The sequence below is a fragment of the Agrobacterium burrii genome (genome assembly GCF_017313405.1).
GTDB classification, from domain to species: domain Bacteria; phylum Pseudomonadota; class Alphaproteobacteria; order Rhizobiales; family Rhizobiaceae; genus Agrobacterium; species Agrobacterium burrii.
In genome coordinates this window covers 287764-308670 of the sequence record NZ_JAFLNA010000002.1, presented here as the reverse complement: position 1 = coordinate 308670, position 20907 = coordinate 287764, and the positions used below count along the sequence as shown (strand labels likewise).

The 20907-nt window shown below is 58.3% G+C and carries 17 protein-coding genes and 1 tRNA gene; 1 reads left to right on the top strand and 17 read right to left on the bottom strand.

Going from position 1 to position 20907, the window contains the following annotated elements; genetic code table 11:
- The first annotated feature begins 57 nt into the window (after positions 1 to 57).
- Positions 58 to 354: a hypothetical protein gene (locus JZX89_RS04945; protein WP_207133273.1), complete on the top strand. Its 297-nt coding sequence runs from the start codon at positions 58 to 60 to the stop codon at positions 352 to 354.
- Between the two features lie 156 nt (positions 355 to 510).
- Here the strand turns inward: JZX89_RS04945 and JZX89_RS04940 are convergent, their stop codons facing one another.
- From JZX89_RS04940 to tolQ, 17 genes are all read right to left on the bottom strand, one after another.
- Positions 511 to 1341, bottom strand: a complete 831-nt coding sequence (locus JZX89_RS04940) for a hypothetical protein (RefSeq protein ID WP_207133272.1) — start codon at positions 1339 to 1341, stop codon at positions 511 to 513.
- Positions 1342 to 1465: 124 nt separating this feature from the next.
- Positions 1466 to 1542, bottom strand: a tRNA-Met gene (locus JZX89_RS04935).
- Between the two features lie 135 nt (positions 1543 to 1677).
- Positions 1678 to 2874 carry a tRNA 2-thiouridine(34) synthase MnmA gene (gene mnmA / locus JZX89_RS04930; protein ID WP_207133271.1) on the bottom strand — a complete coding sequence of 399 codons (1197 nt, stop codon included), beginning with the start codon at positions 2872 to 2874 and terminating at the stop codon, positions 1678 to 1680.
- A 209-nt stretch (positions 2875 to 3083) separates the two neighbouring features.
- Positions 3084 to 4274, bottom strand: coding sequence for an OpgC family protein (locus tag JZX89_RS04925; protein ID WP_207133270.1), 1191 nt, complete (start codon positions 4272 to 4274; stop codon positions 3084 to 3086).
- Positions 4275 to 4759: 485 nt separating this feature from the next.
- A complete protein-coding gene (locus JZX89_RS04920) occupies positions 4760 to 5839 on the bottom strand; it encodes a Tim44 domain-containing protein (RefSeq protein WP_207133269.1) in 1080 nt (359 codons plus the stop codon).
- Positions 5840 to 6068: 229 nt separating this feature from the next.
- Entirely contained in the window at positions 6069 to 7664 is a 1596-nt protein-coding gene (gene serA / locus JZX89_RS04915) for a phosphoglycerate dehydrogenase (RefSeq protein WP_207133268.1), read from the bottom strand.
- An 81-nt stretch (positions 7665 to 7745) separates the two neighbouring features.
- Positions 7746 to 8924 carry a phosphoserine transaminase gene (locus JZX89_RS04910; protein WP_207133267.1) on the bottom strand — a complete coding sequence of 393 codons (1179 nt, stop codon included), beginning with the start codon at positions 8922 to 8924 and terminating at the stop codon, positions 7746 to 7748.
- Between the two features lie 212 nt (positions 8925 to 9136).
- Positions 9137 to 9982 carry an outer membrane protein gene (locus tag JZX89_RS04905; RefSeq protein ID WP_149899488.1) on the bottom strand — a complete coding sequence of 282 codons (846 nt, stop codon included), beginning with the start codon at positions 9980 to 9982 and terminating at the stop codon, positions 9137 to 9139.
- 184 nt (positions 9983 to 10166) lie between these two features.
- On the bottom strand, positions 10167 to 11519 hold the full coding sequence (glmM, locus tag JZX89_RS04900; RefSeq protein WP_149899489.1) for a phosphoglucosamine mutase: 1353 nt from the start codon (positions 11517 to 11519) through the stop codon (positions 10167 to 10169).
- Between the two features lie 188 nt (positions 11520 to 11707).
- Positions 11708 to 13672, bottom strand: coding sequence for an ATP-dependent zinc metalloprotease FtsH (gene ftsH, locus JZX89_RS04895; protein ID WP_149899490.1), 1965 nt, complete (start codon positions 13670 to 13672; stop codon positions 11708 to 11710).
- A gap of 154 nt (positions 13673 to 13826) precedes the next feature.
- Complete coding sequence (tilS, locus tag JZX89_RS04890) at positions 13827 to 15164, bottom strand: tRNA lysidine(34) synthetase TilS (protein WP_207133266.1); 1338 nt, start codon at positions 15162 to 15164, stop codon at positions 13827 to 13829.
- A 30-nt stretch (positions 15165 to 15194) separates the two neighbouring features.
- Positions 15195 to 16199 (bottom strand): tol-pal system protein YbgF, encoded by a 1005-nt coding sequence (ybgF, locus tag JZX89_RS04885; RefSeq protein WP_207133265.1) that lies wholly within the window; start codon positions 16197 to 16199, stop codon positions 15195 to 15197.
- A 158-nt stretch (positions 16200 to 16357) separates the two neighbouring features.
- Entirely contained in the window at positions 16358 to 16888 is a 531-nt protein-coding gene (gene pal, locus JZX89_RS04880) for a peptidoglycan-associated lipoprotein Pal (RefSeq protein ID WP_153514433.1), read from the bottom strand.
- Between the two features lie 210 nt (positions 16889 to 17098).
- Positions 17099 to 18406 (bottom strand): Tol-Pal system beta propeller repeat protein TolB, encoded by a 1308-nt coding sequence (tolB, locus tag JZX89_RS04875; protein ID WP_149899493.1) that lies wholly within the window; start codon positions 18404 to 18406, stop codon positions 17099 to 17101.
- Between the two features lie 20 nt (positions 18407 to 18426).
- Positions 18427 to 19596: a cell envelope integrity protein TolA gene (tolA, locus tag JZX89_RS04870; protein WP_149899494.1), complete on the bottom strand. Its 1170-nt coding sequence runs from the start codon at positions 19594 to 19596 to the stop codon at positions 18427 to 18429.
- 9 nt (positions 19597 to 19605) lie between these two features.
- On the bottom strand, positions 19606 to 20067 hold the full coding sequence (tolR, locus tag JZX89_RS04865; RefSeq protein WP_003506238.1) for a protein TolR: 462 nt from the start codon (positions 20065 to 20067) through the stop codon (positions 19606 to 19608).
- 61 nt (positions 20068 to 20128) lie between these two features.
- Positions 20129 to 20848 (bottom strand): protein TolQ, encoded by a 720-nt coding sequence (tolQ, locus tag JZX89_RS04860; RefSeq protein WP_003497570.1) that lies wholly within the window; start codon positions 20846 to 20848, stop codon positions 20129 to 20131.
- Between the last annotated feature and the right edge of the window lie 59 nt (positions 20849 to 20907).

Genomic DNA, 20907 nt, shown 5'->3' with positions numbered 1-20907 from the left:
GAACATCGCCCACACACGGGGCGTTTCCCTGTGTTGATCAACACCGGGGGAACACCCATGTCCGCAATTTCGAAAACTCTTTTGATTGCAGCATTCGCCGCCGTGACGATGCCGGCCGCTTCCTTCGCCGCAGACATGATCATTTATGGTCAGGATCAGCCTCCGCGGCACAGAACCAACCACGAACCGCGCGCGACTGCGAACACCTATTCGAATCACGCGGAAATGCGCTGCTCCGAGAACATCGTCTCCTATCAGGCGCCTTACCAGCGGCACACGGAACTGGTTGCGCTCTGCCATCCGCCACTAAATTGGCGAACGGAGTCGTCCACGGCAACAATATGGTCGCCATGATCTTGCCATAATTCATTCGATGTGCTTTTGTGCAGCCGCCCTTGTGGGAGGGGGTAGAGGTCGAGACCCGCTGGTTGCTTTTGGCAGCAGGCGGGTTTCCCTTTTTTTGGCGACCGCCCTTCCTATTGTAATCCTATAGTCAGGTAGATAATCAAATTAGGCGACCTGAGGCGGATATTTGTCGTGTATCCTTCTTTGGACACGATTACCCATATCGGAAAAAATTTGGAAGAGCCTTGGAAGGTGTGGCAGTGGGTCCTCTACTGACCTTCCCTTTTGAGTGATTCCGTTCCTATGTACGCAATCATGACGAATCTGCTGCATACTAAGTAAGAACTTCCTATCCTCGTCAGTGTCCGGAAAGATATCAACTTTTAATGCGGTTAGAAAAATGGACTGCACGAAAACAAAGTTATGGAAAGATACCGTTTCTATAAATTTTTCGATCTTTTCCATAACTATCGCTGGGGATTTTTCGATCTGGGCGAGAGAAAATTTTGTGTCCTTAAGACCATCCAGACGTTCGACCATTGCAAGTCTCGCCGCCGAATCACGGCTTACAAAGCTATGTAAGCTGTCAGATAACAAAGCCTCAAAATTTGAGAATGCTTGCATCAAATACATACGGTGAAGCATAGGATTGGGCTTGTGAGAAAGCCATTTTATGACTTCTTCCAAGCTAGCTTGAGCGTGATAAAATGCCTCCAATCCTCCGTTATTAGGATCGAAGTAAATGGGATATTGGACCTCATTCGCGATCGCCACTTTGTGGCCATCCGGCAATATTTTTGCAAAGAATGAAGACAGGTGCCCAGACACCTCAATAGTCGTCACTGCTCCGCAAGCTTTACATTTTTCATTCAGCGTTGTTGATGCTTCAATTTCGCTAACCCAGTCCTGCCCTGGTAATGTCGGAGCCGGACACTCAAAACGAACAATGTCTCCGCATTCCGAGCAGTTGATTGATCCAGTGACTACTGTGCGCATATGGGATCTTCTTGTAGTGAACCACTGGTAGTCGATCGGACGAACAAATTAACACTTATCACAGACCGGCAATATTTATTGTCCAGAATATAAACCAAAATCTACTTTTTTAAATTTCTAAAAATGGTAGCGGGAGAGGGACTTGAACCCCCGACACGCGGATTATGATTCCGCTGCTCTAACCACCTGAGCTACCCCGCCACAGGGGAAACGTGACAGTCATGTGACTGGCCGCTCCATCAGGATGAGCGGCTTATAAGGTGCCGCTCCCCAAAGTGTCAAGCGCAAGATGCGCAAAAAATTCGCTTTCCACCTCGCGGCAAAAAGTGAACTGTTTCAGGCCGCAACCGGCTTTTCCAAAAGTGCCTTCAACGAAGCCTCGGCTTCCACCGAGCGTTCCGAACGTTCGATGAAACCGCCGCCGTAAACGCGGGCATCGGCACCCGGCGCGGAATAGAGCACGCAGGCCTGGCCGGGGGCGACACCGGCCTCGCCGGTCGTCAGATCCACATAGATACCGTTTTCATCGGCATGCAGCACTGCCTCCATGGGCGGGCGGGTGGAGCGGACCTTGGCGAAACAGGCGAAGCCCTGACCGGCATCGTCCACCAATGCGCCATCTCCCAGCCAGTTCATGTCACGCAGATAGACACGGCGGGTTTCCAGCGCCTCACGCGGGCCAACAATGACCCTCCGGCCCCGCGCATCAAGATGCACGACGTAGAGCGGCTCTCCAGTAGCGACACCAATGCCGCGACGTTGGCCGATCGTATAATGCACGATACCGTCGTGACGGCCCAGCACACGTCCGTCCAAATGCACGATATCCCCGACCAAAGCCGCATTCGGCTTCAGCTTGTTGATGATATCGGTATATTTGCCCTGCGGCACAAAACAGATGTCCTGGCTGTCGGCCTTCTTGGCGACGACAAGCCCCATATCTTCCGCCAACTCCCGCGTTTCGGCCTTGGAGAGACCGCCGAGCGGAAAGCGCAGATAATCGATCTGCTCCTGTGTCGTTGCGAACAGAAACCAGCTCTGATCACGGTCGCTATCGATCGGGCGATAGAGCGCGCGGCGACCCGGCTGACCGGGAACGGGGTTCAGGCGTGACCGGATATAATGGCCGGTTGCCAGCGCATCAGCACCCAGTTCCTGCGCGGTGGCGAGCAGATCGGCAAATTTTACCGTCTGATTGCAGGCAACACAGGGGATCGGCGTTTCGCCCATCGCATAGGCTTCAGCAAAGGGGTTGATGACGGTTTCTCGGAACCGCGCTTCATAATCCAGCACGTAGTGCGGAATGCCGAGCGTTTCGCAAACCCGGCGCGCATCGTCAATATCCTGCCCCGCGCAACAGGAGCCGGCGCGGTGCACGGCAGCACCGTGGTCGTAAAGCTGGAGCGTAATGCCGAGGACATCGTAGCCCTCGCGCTTGAGGATACCGGCCACAACCGAAGAATCGACGCCACCGGACATGGCGACAACGATCCGGGTATCTTCCGGCCTCTTGTCAAAATCGAGCGTATTCACGTTTTTTCCCATCGTCAGTCATAACGGGGGTAAAGGCCCCGCCGCCTGTCGGTCATCCGCGGTGTGAGCATCAGCCGGAAAAACCGGACTGTCATTCCTTATCATCCTGCGGATTTAAGGGCTGCATATAGAAAAGAAAGGCCGTGCACGCAAGTACGGGGCGGAAAACCGCCCCGTAAAGCTATCAGACATGAGCCATGATGGTGGTGTTAAGCGCCAGCAGCCTTCTGACCGCTGTTGCCGGTCCACTTGTCGCGCTCCCGCCACAGGGCCGGCAGGGCGAGCAGCCCGATAGCCGTAAGAGCAATCAGCGTCTTGTTCAGCTGCGACAGTTCCACCGTGCGGCCATCCAGATAATAGACGCCGTAGACGATCGCCACATGCCAGACGTAAACCTGCAGCGAATGGCGGCCGAGCAGCTGCAGGAACTTCAGCGACAGCACCCAGATAACGCCTTCCGCAATGGAGCGCACAAGCGGGCGATGGTGCCTCGGACCAGCGATTACCAGCCATGTCAGACCGATGCCGACGGCAAGAAAGTTGATGAGATATACGGGGCCGAAATCGGCGCGGATTTCCATGGTGGAAAACTTGCCCATCATGAATTCCGGCATCAAGCCCCAGGCTGTCGCGATGCGCAGCGGCATGAAGAACAGGCAGGCGATGAGCGCAGCCTTGGGAAGCCAGGTTCTCTCAGGCGAGAAAATGGCTTTCCAAGGGATGCGGTTCTGCGCCGTCATCGCTCCCAGCACCAGCGCCGAATAAAACACCAGCTGCCAGCCGAACAGATTGAAGCTGACGCGGATGCCCTGTTCGTCAGCGCCCTTGACGAGTTCGTTCAGCGGCGCAGTGACAATCTGCTGGAGCCCGAGCTGACCAGCCATCCAAACCAGCATCGAGCCGGCCAGAACATAGGCCCACTTGCCGTCGAGGCAGAGCTTGATGAGGACCGGCGCAAACAGCATGTAGACGATATATTGCGGCAGAATATCCATGAATGTCGGCTGGAACAGGAATGTCGCGATCGCCGCCAGACGCAGCGGATCGTCGAACGAGGTCATGCCGAGCCAGTTGTACCAGATATAGGGCGCATGCGGGATGACCATGCGGAAGAACAGCACGGCGATGACGAGGCCCATCGCGTAACGATAAAGCTCCATCGCCCGGTTCCAGATCGCCTGTTTGCCAGCATCATAACCGTACTTCATCATCTTGCGGGCATAGACCATGCCGATCAGAAGACCGGACAGGAACACGAAGCCCTGTGCATCCTCGACAAAGGCAAACTGACGGTGATTGATTTCCACCAGCCAGAAGCCGCCGGCAAACACCAGGTGGTTGATCAGCATGAAGACGAGGAAGTAACCACGCATTCCGTCGATCAGGTCAAAGCGTTTCATCTCGATAGCTCTCCGTTCTCGCAGGGCCTGCGTTACCCGGCCACCTGGCCCGGCTTGCGGGAGGCTGGCCGGGGGTCGGATTGTCAACGCAGCTTTGCGCCTGTGGTTCCCTTTCCAAAGCGGTTTAGAACCGGCGCGAAAAGTCACATTGACGTGTATGCTGCGTGGTTAGGACGCGGGGACTGAATGCCGGATGAATGAAAAAAGGCCATTCCAAGAATGATCAAAGCCATGTGCGGACAAGATGCCTTGGCGATGAGCCCGCAAACCCTTGCATGGCAGCGCCAACAACCGGATCTGCTTTTGCGCGTGCGATAGATATTACCCGTAAGATTTATCACTCGGTTTTTTTGCGCCCTGCCCCGCTTCAGCCGCGGGAGGTCGTGATCCGAATCGAAGCCAAATTCGTAATTTCTTCCAAACGAAAGCCCGGAGGTCGGCAGACCTCCGGGCTATTCAATTCAAAAACGAAACCCAGTCTCAGTTCAAGCAGCAGCTTGAATGGCGGCGACCTGCCAGTTGTCGTTGCCGGCACGACGCACGAAGGTCCACATTTCCACCGCTTCGGAAGGCTTGTGCTCGTCGCCTTCGATAACCTTGCCCGAGGTGCGATCGCGCATGATGTCGATGGCGGAGTAGCGCATGGCGACAGTGGCGTAGTCCTGACCTTCTTCATGCCAGGCTTCGGCAACGTCGCCCTGCAGCAACGTCACGTCGCGGACGTCGTTCTTCACGCCGCTGGTGGCGTTGTCGCTCAGTTCCTCGGCCAAATAGGACATGGCTTCCGGCGTCGTCAGCTTGCGCAATGTGCTGTAATCCTCGGCACCATAAGCGGACTGAACGTCCTGCAGCATTTTCTGGAAGGTTTCGAGGTCGCTTGGGGTGATGCCGATCTCGTCGCCTTCAGAAACGGCGTTTTCATGCGCCACCGGCTTTGCCGTTGCGGCAGTGACCGCAGCCGCGCCGCCCGCAGCACCGGCAAGCGCGCCGATCTTCGGGATTTTGAACGAGGACGCGGAAGGACCAGCCTGTGAGCCACCGTTAAAGGAGGAGCCGGAGTTATCCGTGCGCTGCGATCCGCCTGCCGCGCCATAAGCGGGCTGGCCCTGACGGCGCGATGCGAAGAAACGCATGGCGAGCATGATGAGACCGCCGATAAGCAGCCCCTGCAACAACATGCCGAAGAAACCGGCCATGCCGCCAAAACCACCGCCCATCAGCATGCCGAACAGGCCGCCCATCAACAGGCCGCCCATCAAACCACCCATCATGCCGCCGAAGAGGCCACGGCTCTGCTGCGGTGCCGCCTGCGCGCCCGGACGGGCCGGCTGGGCAGCGCCCGGCGTTGCCTGGTTGGTATTGGGGGTCATGCTGCGATTGATCGGCGCTGTCTGGCCGGGCGCAGTGCTGGTCGAAGGCGGTGCGGAATATGTCCGCGTACCACGGCTGCCGAAGCCACCACCGGCACGGCGTGCCTCTGCCATATCAACCGCCACGAAAGACACCGCGATACCAAGTGCGGCGACTGCGAACAAACCCTTGAAGCGCCGAAAGGCAGCAAACATCACTCTCTCCTGTTGGCCGCCCTCCCATGAGCGGCATGTCAGCAGCCGATATAGCAACTCATGATCATCATTTTTAGACCACCGGGCTTAAATTTTTCGTGATATGCAACCAAAAGGAGAGACAGACGCGTATAGCCGCAAAACCAGTGGCTGGAAAAATAAAAAACCCGGCACCAGGGTCTCCCCTGCACCGGGCCTTATTGTCCCCTTGGGAGGAACGACAAGTGTATCAGTCGACGTTGAAAGTCAGCGGCTTGACCTGGCGGATTGCCGGGTTGGCGCGCAGCTTGTCCAGCACGGTTTCGGAAATCGGACCATCGACGTAAAGCAGCGCGATGGCGTCACCGGCTTCCTTTTCACGGCCGAGCTGGAAGTTGGCGATGTTGACGCCAGCCTCGCCGAGCGTGGTGCCCATGAAGCCGATCATGCCGGGAACGTCAGTGTTGGTGATGTAGATCATGTGCGATCCGACATCGGCATCCATGTTGATGTTCTTGATCTGGATGAAGCGCGGCTTGCCATCCGAGAACACCGTGCCCGCAACCGAGCGGATCTGGTTTTCCGTCTTGACCGTCACTTTGATGTAACCGTCGTAAACGCCGGTCTTGTCACGCTTGACCTCGGAAAGGATAATGCCCTTTTCCTTGATCATGACCGGCGCTGAAACCATGTTCACATCTGCAACCTGGCTGCGGATCAGGCCGGCAAGCAACGCGCTGGTCAGCGCCTTGGTGTTCATGTTGGCGGTTGCGCCATCATAAAGGATTTCGATTTCCTTGGTGGCGCTTTCCTGCACCTGGCCGACGAAGGAGCCTAGAACATCCGCGAGACGAATGAAGGGCTTCAGGCGCGGCGCTTCATCAGCCGTGATGGACGGCATGTTGATGGCGTTGGAAACGGCGCCCTTGACGAGGTAATCCGACATCTGCTCGGCAACCTGAAGCGCCACGTTTTCCTGCGCTTCCGTCGTCGAGGCACCGAGATGCGGCGTGCAGACCACGTTCGGCAGGCCGAACAAGGGGCTTGCAGTGGCTGGCTCAACTTCAAACACGTCAAAGCCAGCGCCGGCGACATGTCCGGACTTGATGGCTTCGGCAAGGGCCGCCTCATCCACCAGACCGCCACGGGCGCAGTTGACGATACGCACGCCCTTCTTGGTCTTTGCAAGGTTTTCCGCACCGAGAATACCGCGTGTCTTGTCGGTCATCGGCACATGCAGGGTGATGAAATCGGCCTGCGCTAGAAGCTCGTCCAGCTCGACCTTGGTCACGCCCATTTCCTGCGCGCGCTCCGGCGACAGGAAGGGGTCATAGGCCAGAACATGCATCTTGAGGCCAAGCGCGCGTGCGCAGACGATGCCGCCAATGTTGCCGGCACCGATGACGCCGAGCGTCTTGCCGGTGATTTCGACACCCATGAACTTCGACTTTTCCCACTTGCCAGCCTGCGTGGAGCTGTCAGCGGCAGGAAGCTGGCGAGCGACCGCGAACATCAGCGCAATCGCATGTTCCGCCGTGGTGATGGAGTTGCCGAACGGCGTGTTCATGACGATGATACCGCGGCGCGAGGCGGCCGGAATATCGACATTGTCCACACCGATGCCGGCGCGGCCGATGACCTTGAGGTTGGTCGCGGCCTCGATCAGCTTTTCGGTCGCCTTCGTGGCGGAACGGATGGCCAAGCCATCGTAATTGCCGATGATTTCGGCAAGCTTGTCCTTGTCCTTGCCGAGCTTCGGCTGGAAATCAACTTCGACGCCACGATCACGGAAAATCTGGACGGCGGTTTCCGACAGTTCGTCGGATACAAGTACGCGAGGTGCCATGGTTCACGGGCTCCTTGAAAATTGTGCAGTTTTAAAGCGGGAAATCCACGGCCCTGCATCAGCGCAGGGCCGGTATCAAAATCAGGCGGCAGCTTTGATAAGTGCTGCCTTCTGCGTCTGGTAAGCCCAGGCGAGCCAGGGCATAACGGCTTCCATATCCGCCGTTTCGATGGTCGCACCGGCCCAGATGCGCAGACCGGACGGTGCGTCGCGGTAAGCGCCGATATCGAGGGCGACATTTTCCTTTTCGAGGAGGGCGACGATGCCCTTGGCGAAGTCGGCCTGTGCTGCCGCATCCAGCGCCTGTACCTCGGGATCGACGATCTTCAGGCAGACGGAGGTGTTGGAGCGGGTTTCCGGCTTGACGGCTAGATTGGCGATCCAGTTGTTCTTCTCGATGAAGTCATAGATGACCCTGGCGTTGGCATCGGCACGGCCGATCAGGCCCTTCAGACCACCAAGGTTCTTCGCCCACAGCAGTGCGTCGATATAGTCCTCAACGCAGAGCATGGAGGGCGTATTGATCGTTTCGCCGGTGAAGATGCCTTCGATCAGCTTGCCGCCGGAAACCATGCGGAAGATTTTCGGCAGCGGCCATGCGGGCGAGTAGCTCAGCAGGCGTTCAACAGCACGCGGCGACAGAATGATCACGCCATGACCGCCCTCACCGCCCAGAACCTTCTGCCAGGAGAAGGTGACGACGTCGAGTTTCGTGAAATCCATGTCCTGCGCAAAGGCCGCCGAGGTGGCGTCGCAGATGGTCAAGCCCTTGCGGTCGGCAGGGATGAAATCGGCGTTTGGAACGCGGACGCCCGAGGTGGTGCCGTTCCAGGTGAAAACCACGTCACGGTCGAAATCGACCTCGGCAAGATTCGGCAGTAGGCCGTAATCGGCCTCGAACTTGCGAACGTCCTTCAGCTTCAGCTGCTTGACCACATCGGTGACCCAGCCGGCGCCGAAGCTTTCCCAGGCCAGCATATCGACGCCACGTTCACCGAGCAGCGACCAGAGCGCCATTTCAACAGCGCCAGTGTCGGATGCAGGAACGATGCCGATGCGATAATCGGCAGGAACATTTAGAATTTCACGGGTGAGATCGATGGCCTGCTTCAGCTTGGCTTTGCCAACCTTGGCGCGATGCGAGCGACCGAGCGGTGCATCGGAGAGAGCATCTAGCGACCAACCGGGACGCTTCGAGCAGGGACCAGAAGAAAAATGCGCATTGCCCGGACGGAGGTCCGGCTTCACTATATCTGTCATTTGACTACCCTTTCAGATAGGCGCCTCTCGTTAGGGAGAGGTGTCCTGCCGTCGTTGCTATTCCTGTCGTCGGTCTCAGTCAAGCGGAATATGTCGCTGCGCATGGGAATTTTAGTCCATATGCGTCACGCACCGTGTCAGCTGCCGCCAAAACAAAACCGCCCGCACCCGAAGGATGCGGACGGTTTGAAACTACCAGTCTGGCGTGACGTTTATTTATAAACGGCAGGCTGCAGCGGAATATCGGCAGGCGGCATGTATTGCGCCGTATCGCAACCGTTGAAGACATAACGGCCACCGACGCGCACTTCATGCGAATAGAGACCCTTGTCGCGGCCGGGGCCGCCACCGTTCTCATAACCGAACATGTCGCCCTTGTTGATATGGCGGAAACGGTAGCCGATATCGGCCTTCAGGTTACAGGTGACGTCGATCGACGCACCTGCCATCAGGGCGTAAGCGAAGCGCCACTTACCCTTGCCACCGTGCTCGGTGGTCGGGTCGCAGCCGAGGCCATTAACGCTGCACGATGTGTTGCGCAGCTTATCCCACTTGACGTAGGAGCCACCAATACCACCGCCGACATAAGGGGTGACGCGGCCATAGGTGCCGAGATCGACATAGGCGTTGGCCATCAGCGTATAGGCTCTCAGCGAGCTCAGATCAGCCGAAACACAGCGACCAGGAACGGAGCCGCAGAAACCGCTCGTGGAACCGCGGAAATCCGATTTTCCCATATAGTCGAAGGTCACGTCGCTGCGGAAATAGTTGTTGAACTGATAACCGACACCGGCGCCAATGACATAACTATCCTTGATATCAGCCGTATCGAAATCCTGCAGATAGCCGCCCGGTCCGCCCTGATAATAATTGGCGCCGCGCAGTTTATTGAAGGAATAGCCGACGTCGCCGCGCAGATACCAGCCGCTCGACTGGGTGATCGCGACTTCAGGGGCATCGACATAGGCGGGTGCTGGTTCGGCTTGATATAGGTCGGCGCCGACGGCGCTTGTGCCGGTCAGCAGAACGGCCAGAAATCCGGCCAGGGCGTTTTTCATGACTTCCACTCCAGAAGAGGCACGTGCGTTGCGGCAGCTGCCAGTGAACTGTTCAGTTCTGGAGAGTGGCGTAAAATGGTTAAGTCCCGATTAACCACGATCATTCACTATATTTATTAGCAAACACTCAAAGAAAAAGCCGGCTGGAAGGCCGGCTTTTGTCTTTCGTTACTGTCGCGATAACTCACGCGGCAGAGCGGGCGCTGGAGATAACGCCGACCAGATCATTGACGATCTTCTCCACCTTAGCGCTGTCGTCGCCCTCCGCCATGACGCGGATCAGCGGCTCGGTGCCGGAGGGCCGGATGACGAGGCGGCCATTATCGGCCAGCGCACTTTCCGCATCCGCAATTGCCTGCAGCACGATCGGGTTTTCCAGCGGCTTGCCACCGGAAATACGCACATTCTTCAAAAGCTGCGGCACCGGCTCAAACTTGCGGCAAACCTCACTGACCGTACGGCCCGAACGCTTGACCTTGGCGAGAACCTGCAATGCCGCGACGAGACCATCACCGGTCGTGCCATAATCCGACAATACGATATGGCCGGACTGCTCACCGCCGACGTTGAAATTGTGGTTGCGCATATGTTCGACGACATAACGGTCACCGACCTTCGTGCGGGCAAGGGTGAGGCCTTGATCGCCAAGAAAACGTTCCAGACCGAGATTGGACATGACGGTCGCGACAATGCCGCCGCCGCGCAGCATGTTGTCGGCGGCCCAGCTGTCAGCGATCGTCGCCATGAGCTGGTCGCCATCGACGATCTCACCGCGTTCGTCAACAATGATGACGCGGTCGGCATCGCCATCGAGCGCAATGCCGATATCGGCGCGCACTTCATGCACCTTTTTCTGCAGGGCTTCCGGGTGGGTGGAGCCGCATTCGAGATTGATATTGACGCCGTTCGGCTCGTTGCCGATGGTGACGACTTCGGCACCCAGTTCCCAGAGGGCCGCGGGAGCCACCTTGTAAGCCGCGCCATTGGCACAGTCGATGGCGATCCGCAGGCCGCTCAGCGTCACATCGCGCGGCAAAGTGCGTTTGACGAATTCGATATAGCGGTAGATGTCGCCATCCACGCGCTTGGCGCGGCCGATCTCGCTGGGCTTTGCCAGCTGCGCGTAAATATCCTTATCGAGAAGATCTTCGATCTCCAGCTCCAGCTCGTCGGAAAGCTTGTATCCGTCCGGTCCGAACAGCTTGATGCCATTGTCAGAGAAGGGATTATGCGACGCCGAGATCATCACGCCGATATCGGCGCGCAGCGACCGGGTGAGCATGGCGACGGCGGGCGTCGGAATAGGTCCGAGCAGGAAAACATCGAGGCCGGCTGCGGTGAAACCGGCAACCAGCGCGTTTTCCAGCATATAGCCCGAAAGGCGCGTATCCTTGCCGATGACGACGCGATGGCGATGATGGCCCCGGCGGAAGATCGTACCGACCGCAATGCCCACACGCATCGCCAGATCCGGCGTCATGGGGAAGACGTTCGATTGTCCGCGGATACCATCGGTTCCGAAATAACGGCGTGCCATTTGAACTCCAAATCTTTCGAGCATTCCGGCAAAGCTGAAAACAGCCGGAAGCGTTCTGGCTAGATGCCACAAACCACGATAAACAGCACGTAAATTACCGCAAAAATGGCTTATATCTTGTTACCAAACTGAAAAGGCCACCCGGAAAACCGGATGGCCTTTTACAACAGGTCAACTTGTGCAAGCGATCAATGCGGCTGCGGCTCCATGCCGCCTTCGGCTTCGCCGTCGCCCTTGGCTTCGCCATCACCCTTCACTTCACTTGGGCCGTCTTTCTTGGCGCCGGCTTTCGGCACCGCCGAACCACGGCTACCCGGAGAATCGTCACCCAGATCGCGCGCGGGCTTCTCGCCCCTCAGCAACGCCTTGATCTCCTCACCCGTCAGGGTCTCATATTCGAGAAGACCCTCGGCAATCGCAACGAAGCCATCGTGATTATCCGTCAGAATGCGTCTTGCCTCGGTGTAAGCCTCTTCGATCAGACGGCGAACTTCGGTGTCGATCGTCTGGGCAGTCGCCTCGGAGACGTTCTTCGACTGCGAAACCGAATGGCCAAGGAACACTTCCTGCTGGTTTTCACCATAGGCCACCTGCCCGAGAGCGTCCGAAAAGCCCCATTGCGTCACCATGGCGCGGGCAAGCTTCGTGGCCTGCTCGATATCCGAAGACGCACCCGATGTGATGTTTTCCTTGCCGAAGGTCAGTTCCTCGGCAACGCGGCCACCCATCATGATCACGAGGCGCGACACCATCCACTTGTAGCTCATGGAATAGCGGTCGCCTTCCGGCAGCTGCATCACCATGCCGAGCGCACGACCACGGGGAATGATCGTTGCCTTGTGCAACGGATCAGCCACGGCAACCTTCAGCGCGGTAATCGCATGGCCTGCCTCATGATAGGCGGTCAGCTTCTTTTCAGCCTCGGTCATGGCAGAGGAGCGGCGTTCCGCACCCATCATGATCTTGTCCTTGGCGTCTTCGAACTCCTGCATGGTAACCACACGCTTGTTGCGGCGGGCGGCCATCAGGGCGGCTTCGTTGACGAGGTTCATCAGGTCCGCGCCCGAAAAACCGGGCGTGCCACGGGCCAGAACCTTGAGATCGACATTCGGAGCCAGCGGCACGTTGCGAACATGCACTTTGAGGATGCGCTCGCGGCCGACAATATCCGGGTTCGGCACGACGACCTGACGGTCGAAACGGCCGGGACGCAGAAGTGCAGGGTCAAGAACATCAGGACGGTTGGTGGCGGCGATAAGGATGATGCCCTCATTCGCCTCGAAACCATCCATCTCGACCAGCAGCTGGTTCAGCGTCTGTTCGCGCTCATCGTTACCGCCGCCAAGACCGGCGCCACGATGGCGGCCGACAGCGTCGATTTCGTCGATGAAGATGATGCAGGGTGCGTTCTTCTTGGCCTGTTCGAACATGTCACGGACGCGGCTTGCGCCGACGCCGACGAACATTTCCACGAAGTCCGAACCGGAAATCGTGAAGAACGGCACATTGGCCTCACCGGCAACCGAACGCGCCAGAAGCGTCTTACCCGTACCGGGCGGACCGACAAGCAGCACACCGCGCGGGATTTTGCCGCCGAGGCGCTGGAACTTCTGCGGATCGCGCAGGAATTCAACGATTTCCTCTAGGTCCTGCTTGGCTTCGTCCACACCGGCAACATCGTCAAACGTCACGCGGCCATGGGCTTCCGTCAGGAGCTTGGCCTTGGACTTGCCAAAGCCCATAGCCCCGCGCGAGCCGCCCTGCATCTGCCGCATGAAGAACAGCCAGACGCCAAGGATGAGGAACATCGGCAAAAGCGTGCCGAGATAGCTCAGGAAGCCGGAGGAACCGTCGCTTTCGGGACGAGCCACAATGGTGACGTTCTTGCTCTGCAAGCGCTCCATCAGACTGTCATCGATCACGGGGGAATAGGTCTGAAAGGCCGTGCCGTTTTCGGTATAGGTTCCGAGAACCCGGTTACCGGTGACGGTCACGTCGCGAACTCGCCCGGAATCCACATCGCGAATAAACTGGGAATACGGAATTTCCCGCGAACCCGTTTGCGTCGGCGACGTCTGGAACATGCTGAACAACGCGATCAGCAGGAGAGCGATCACGGCCCACAAGGCGAAATTTCTGAAATTTGGGTTCATCGAACTCCCCGAACTCACACGGACATGTCTGCTGCCCGCTATTATGTGCCCCTAACATAAGGACGACATTTGCCGTTGCCAAGGCGAACGGCGTTATCTGATGCGTTTTGGTGTAAAAAGTATTCCATGGCAATTCACGAAAAAGAGGCGGGATTTAAACCGGGGGCTGTGGATATGCGGCGCGACCGAATAAAACAGCGATTGCATTCGCCAACTCAAGGTCGAAACGCGGCAGGAAAAGATCAAACGGTGCAAGCCTTGGCGTAATCTCGACGCCCCCCGCAAGGGAGGTCGCCCCGGCAACGGCTGCGGCGATTTGCGGCAGGCCCGCCATCGCCGATTTTGCTACTCCGGGCGGCACCGACGGAAAAAGCCTGGCCGCTTCCGCAGCATCACCCACTCTGCCTGCCGCAACGCAGATTGGAAATGTAGATCCGTTCTTCACAAAAAAACGATCATCCCACAGCCCCTGCTCGGAAACCTCGAGACAAAGCTCCGGCAAGTTTCGCTGCTCGCGGAAAATATAAAGCCCATCCCGCCGACGATCGAGCAGGACGCGGCCGACCGTCATCCGACCGTTTTCACCGGTTTTGAGAAATTGTAGAACCCGCCCCTTGCTGCTCCCGGCCGGAAAATAGGCCCTCCCGCCAAGCGTGGCGATGAGCGCTGCCAGCCCGTGCCGGAATTCAGGATGATCGGCCAGTTTGTTGTCCACCGGCAATCTGGCGACCGCGGCATGAAAGACATGCGCGTGCCCACGCAGGAAATCGGCGCTTTTTTCAGAAAGCGCCTGCCTTTTGGCGGCGGCCTCCACATCAGGCGGCACCTGAGAATCAGGAAGCGCTTGCCGAACGCGCACGCGCTCATATTTTGTATTCTCGTTGCTCGGATCATCAAACCAGCCCCGCGAGCGGGATGATACGAAATCGCGGATCGCCTGTCTCTCACACGAGAGAAATGGCCGCATGATCCAGTGACGCCCATCGTATAGAACAGCATCTGCCATGCCCGAGAGGCCGAGATTGTCTGCACCGCCGCTTCGGGCAGCTCGCATCGCCACGGTTTCCCGCTGGTCGCCAATCGTATGCCCCGTCACGACGAGATCGGCGCCGCCCTCTTGGGCGACCTCGGCAATCAGGCGATAGCGGGCAAGGCGGGATGCTTCGGAGATACCAGAGGCCGGCTTGTTGCCATCCCATCGGCGTGTGGCATGAGGGATGCCCAGCTCGGCGCAAAGCGCGGCAACCTTGCGGGCTTCGTCGGCGGATTCCGCTCTCAACGCATGGTCGACCGTGACGGCGGAAAGTCGCATTCCGTCGCCGCCCGCCTCCATTGTTGCTTCATGCAATGCCAGCAACAGGCCGGTGGAATCACTGCCGCCGGAGATTGCGACGAGGATATGGGCGGGTTTGCGCAGATTTTCGACGAACAACCTTGCCGCCGCAAGCGGCGGAACTGCCTTTTCGCTCAGAATGCGGGCATCAATCGGCATGGAAAGACCGCCATCATGGCAGGAGAAAAATCAGCAGCTCAGTCGCTTCTGTTCGCTCGCAACCTTGTTCAGCACGGTCTTCGACGCAGTGGGATAACGCTTAGGCACCTCACGCAACGTGGCGCAGGCGGTTTCGGTATTGTCGAGAGCTGCAAGCGACATGCCGAGCTTCATCAGCATTTCCGGGGCTTTCGGAGATTTGCCATAGGTCTGATGGCCGTTGAGGAAGGTTTTCGCCGCCTCGTTGAACTTGCCCTGTGAATATTGCGCCTCGCCCAGCCAGAAGCTTGCATCCGCGGCCTTGGTGCCTTTGGGGTAACCCTGCAGGTACTGCTGGAAACCCTGCTCCGCCAGCCGGTAATCGCCGGAAAGAACATGGCCATAAGCGGCCTGATAGATATCGCTTTCGCTGGTCAGCGCCGCCGTATTGACCGGATCGGTCGTCTTGCGCGGCGTATTGCCGGTCGTCACACCGGGAAGGTTGCCGGAAGAATTGTTGGCGCCCTGATTAAGCGTACCACCGACAGGCATTCCCTTGGAATCAAGCTCGATGGAACCGAGCGTGGTCTCTCCCGGTGCATTTGTCGGGGCAGACGGAGAAACGGAAGCGCCACCCTGGGGTGGCGTTTCGATGATCGTTGCAACGTCGTCGGTCGGCGGCGTGGCCGGACTTACCGGACTGGCCTCCGCCTTCTTTTTCGGCGCCGTCGGGCTTGCGCTTTTGCCGCCGGCATTGCCGCTTTCCAGTTCCTGGAAGCGGAATTCGTTATCTTCCTGCGCCTTGCGGATCGTTTCCTGCATCTGCAGAAGCTGGAAGCTCATTTCTTCGATACGGCCGTTGAGCTGCCGGATCTGTTCTTCAAGCTGTTGAACCTTATAGGCTTCGTTGGCCTGAACCCGCACAATCGGAGCCTGCTGAGAGTTGATCGTGCCGAAGCTACCCCCCGCACCGAACAGCGGACCCGAAACGGCGATGCCGCTCAGACCGGTGCAGGCTGCAAGCCCCAGCATTCCCGCCACGACAAGTTTCTTCATCTCATTCGTCCTGCCTTAACTGATTTGCACCGGAATGATGCAAGCCGGATTTTTTCCATATCAACCAAAAAAGCAACTTAACTTCGGCCAAACTATGAAAAAAACGAAAGGCGGCCCGAAGACCGCCTTCCATTCGAGATCACAATAACGTCAGGCAATCACATGCCCGCGCCACCGAGAACCGTCACGGCGCGGCGGTTCTGCGACCAGCAGGAAATGTCGTCGCAAACTGCGACCGGCTTTTCCTTGCCGTAGGAGATCGTCTTCATGCGGTTAGCCGGAACGCCCTGGGAAGCCAGGAAGTCACGGGTCGAAGCGGCACGACGGGCGCCGAGCGCCAGGTTGTATTCGCGCGTACCGCGTTCGTCGGCATGGCCTTCGACCGTGATCGCGTAGTTGGGGTAACGGGCAAGCCACTGTGCCTGGCGCTGCAGGGTCTGCTGCGCGTCGGCGCGGATCGAGGTCGAGTCCGTATCGAAGAAGATGCGGTCGCCGACATTGACCGTGAAGTCCTGCTGGGAGCCCGGCGTTGCGGAACCCGCGCCACCGAGACCGAGTTCACCGGCGTTGTTCGGCATGTTCTTCTTCGCGCAGCCTGCGAGAGCAAGCGCGAGAGTCATGGCGATAACAGCCGGGTTACGGGCCAGTTTCTGCATCGGGCTGAGTGCCGAAATGTTTGTACGGCTCATCGCCGGTCTCTCCTTGGAAATTTCAATAACGTTGCCGGACACTAACTGATCGCGGTTAATAGCCGGCAAACGCTTATGGTTAACAGAAAGGAAACGTCCCACTTTTTTGCTCCCTCACAACACTTTGCGGCAAGAAAGAGGCATTTTCCCGTGTGGCATGCGTAAAACATGACGGCGCCGGAGTTGCCGGCGCCGTCATGGCAGTCAATATCAGTCCAGAAGCGGCGACCATGCCGGGTCTGAAGCAAAGGTCGGCGTCTTGATGAGCTGTTCATTGTAGCCCGTCAGATCGATCGAATAGAGCTGCGGGCCGCCGGCACCAGCGTTCTGGCGGAAGAACATCAGCACGCGGCCGTTCGGCGCCCAGGTGGGGCCTTCATTGTGGAAACCGCTGGTCAGAATGCGCTCACCCGAACCGTCGGTCTTCATCACACCGATCGAGAACTTGCCGCCCGACTGCTTGGTGAAGGCGATCAGATCGCCGCGCGGCGACCATACCGGGGTGGAATAAGAACCGTCGCCGAAAGAAAGGCGCTGCTGGCCGGAACCATCCGCATTCATCACGTAAATCTGCTGACGACCGCCACGGTCGCTTTCAAAGGCGACGCGCTGGCCGTCCGGCGAAAATGACGGCGCCGTATCGATCGCCGACGTGTTCGTCAGGCGGGTCGTGGTGCGCGAGCGCAGATCCATGGTGTAGATATTGGCGTTACCATCCTGCTGCAGGCTCATGATGACCTTCTGTCCATCCGGCGAGAAGCGCGGCGAGAACGTCATGCCGGGGAAGTTGCCGACCACTTCGCGCTGTCCGGTTTCCAGCTGCAGCAGGTAAACGCGCGGCTGCTGGCCTTCGAAGGACATGTAAGTCACTTCCTGGCGGTTCGGCGAGAAACGCGGCGTCAGAACGATGTCGTTCGAATTGGTGAGGTTGCGGACGTTGAAACCGTCCTGATCCATGATTGACAGCTGGCGCTTACGGGCCGTCTTCGGGCCGCTTTCGGAGACGAAAACGACGCGGGTGTCGAAATAACCCTTTTCACCGGTAATGCTTTCATAGATCGCATCCGCGATGATATGAGCGACACGCCGCCAGTTTTCCGGCTGGGTGAAGAATTGCTGGCCCGCGATCTGCTTGCCCTCGAACGAATCCCAGAGACGGAATTCGGCACGCAGACGACCATCGCTTTCACGCGTTACACGGCCAGTCACAAGCGCCTGTGCATTGATGACCTTCCAGTCCTCGAAACGCGGCTGCTGATCCGGATTGGTGATCTTTTCGATAAAGGCGCTCTTGTTGACCGGTGTGAACAGGCCGGAGCGCTGCAAGTCGGCCGCGATCACCGCGGAAACCTGCGCACCGATGCCATCTCCGGATATGAAATCGGTAATGGCGATGGGCAAGGGCTCGACGTTACCCTTGTTGATGTTGATTTCCACCCGCGCAAAAGCCGGTGCGGAGAAAACCGACATGAGGGCCGCAACAGCGAGCACCAGCCGGATCGGCGAAAATATCTTCATGTTGCCAGGCCTTTCAGCATTCATAGCAATTCACTGGGATCGAAGTTCACAACGACTTCGTTCCATGCGTCATATTTGTCGGCAGGAAGGTTCGTGAACGGAGCAGAACGCATGATGGCGCGATAAGCTCCGCCGGAAAGAGCACGGCGCGTTCCTTCGGAACCACCCGTCGCCTCGATCTCGGGCCGACCGATGATGGTTCCATCACGGTCGAGCTTCATGGTGACCCGAACGCGAACGTCCGAGGCATCCGCCATGCCGGGAATGATCTGCCAGTTCTTCTGGATTGCACCACGCAGCGCATCCATTTCCGTCTGGCTGAGCGTAGAACCGCCCGTCGTTTTCTTGCCACCAAGCGAAGCGGTTTGCGTCGACCGCTTCGCTCCGCCACCGGAAGGCGCCTGCTTGTTCAACAGGGCGGCAACGTCGTCGGCGTTGAAATCACTTTCCTTGGATGAGGCGGATTTCGCAGTTTCCTGCTTCTTCTCGCCCGGCTTCTTGTCGGAAGGTTTGTCGGTGGACTTTGCCTGATCGGGCTTGGTCTCGGCCGGTTTTTCAGCAGGCTTCTGCTCGGCAGGCTTGGTTTCTGCCTGCTTCGGCTCTTCCGGCTTTGGCGGTTCGGGGCGGGAATTCGGGCGCGGCACGTTCTGCGGCACGGGAATCTCGGCCGGCTCCTGCGTGGCCGGCGGCGGTTCTTCCGCCTTGGTTTCCTGCGGCGGCGGTTCCGTCTTCGGCTGCGGCGTAATTTCCGGCTTGGTCTGCGGCAAGGCGGCCATTTCCTGCGGCTTCGGAGCCGAGGTTTCTTCCTTGACGATTTCCTTTACTTCATTCGCCTTGGTATCGACGACCGGCTGCGGCTTTTCCTGCTTGGGCGGAGCAGCGGCGGCCATATTGTCATTCGGCTTGGTCGTCGGCGTCGGCGGCGCTTCGATATCGGCCGTGTTATTGCCGATATTCTGGGCGTTTTCGACGATGTCAGGACGTGTAGTCGGAACAGGAGCCGATTTTTCAGCTTTCGGCGCGTTCTTGTCGCCCTGCTGGATCTGCGTCAATTCCTCGATGGGCACCAGTTCCACCGGCAAGGCCTCGGCCTGCGACACGTCAAGGGGCTCCGGCGAGCCCAGGGAAACCAGGGCGAAAGCCAGAAGCGACGCATGCACGATCGCGGATGTGGTGATGCTGCCCTTCATCGTTTTACGTCAATTGTCCTGTTTCTGCTGGGTCACAAGGCCGATATTCTTGAAGCCCGCCGCCTGGATACGCGCCATCACATCGGCGACGACGCCATAAGCGGCAACGGAATCCGCGCGCACGAAGATACGTTCGTTATAACCTGTCGTGGCGATTGCCTGCAGCTTGTCGGCCACCTCGGCCGCCTGAATTTCGGTCTCCTGCAAATGGATCTGGCCATTGGCATTGACGGAAATCGTGATCGGCTGCGTGTCCGAATTCAGCGCATTGGCGGATGTCTGCGGCAGATCGATCGGCACGCCGACCGTCATCATCGGTGCCGCCACCATGAAGATGATGAGCAGCACGAGCATGACGTCGACCAGCGGCGTCACGTTGATCTCGCTGATCGCGCCGCCTTTGCGCCGTCCGCCGCGCCCACCCCGGCGTCCACCGGAACCGCCACCGCTGCCACCTGCTGACATACCCATACTATTTACTCCATTTTGCCTTGCGGCAAATTACTGCACGGCATGCAAGTTGCGCGGCCGCTTACTGGGCGGCCTGCCGTGTCTGAAGTTTTTCATCGATCTGGCGCGACAGGATCGCGGAGAACTCGTCGGCGAAACCTTCCATGCGGGCGGAAAGCTTATGCGCATCGGCCGTGAACTTATTATAGGCGATAACCGCCGGAATAGCCGCGACAAGGCCGATGGCCGTTGCGAGAAGCGCTTCAGCGATACCGGGCGCCACAACCGCAAGGTTGGTGGACTTCGAACCGGCAATCGCCTGGAACGAGGTCATGATACCCACAACCGTACCGAAGAGACCGATGAAGGGGCCTGCCGAACCGATGGTCGCCAGCGAACCGAGGCGGGCCTCGTATTGTTCGCCTTCACGCGCAATCGTCACGTCCATCGCCCGGTCGATGCGCATCTGCAGACCGATGGGCGAACGCGCGCCGCGTTCGAATGATTTTTTCCATTCCCGCATGGCGGAAACGAAAATTGCCGCAAGACCGCCATTCTGGCGTTCCGCCAGCGTGCGATAAAGCTCCTCAAGCGACTGGCCCGACCAGAACACCTGTTCGAACTGGTCGAACTGGCGCTTTGCCTTGCCGAAGCTCACATATTTGTCGAAGACGATCGCCCACGTCCAGACCGAGGCGGCGATCAGTCCGATCATCACGAGCTTCACGATGAGGCCCGCCTGCATAAACAGTGCCCAGAGACTTACATCGTGCGTCGCCGCTGCCAAACCTGCCTGTTCCATAAATATCCAATCCCCGAATCCAAACGCCCGGTACGGGACCGGGCGATTCAAACGCGTGT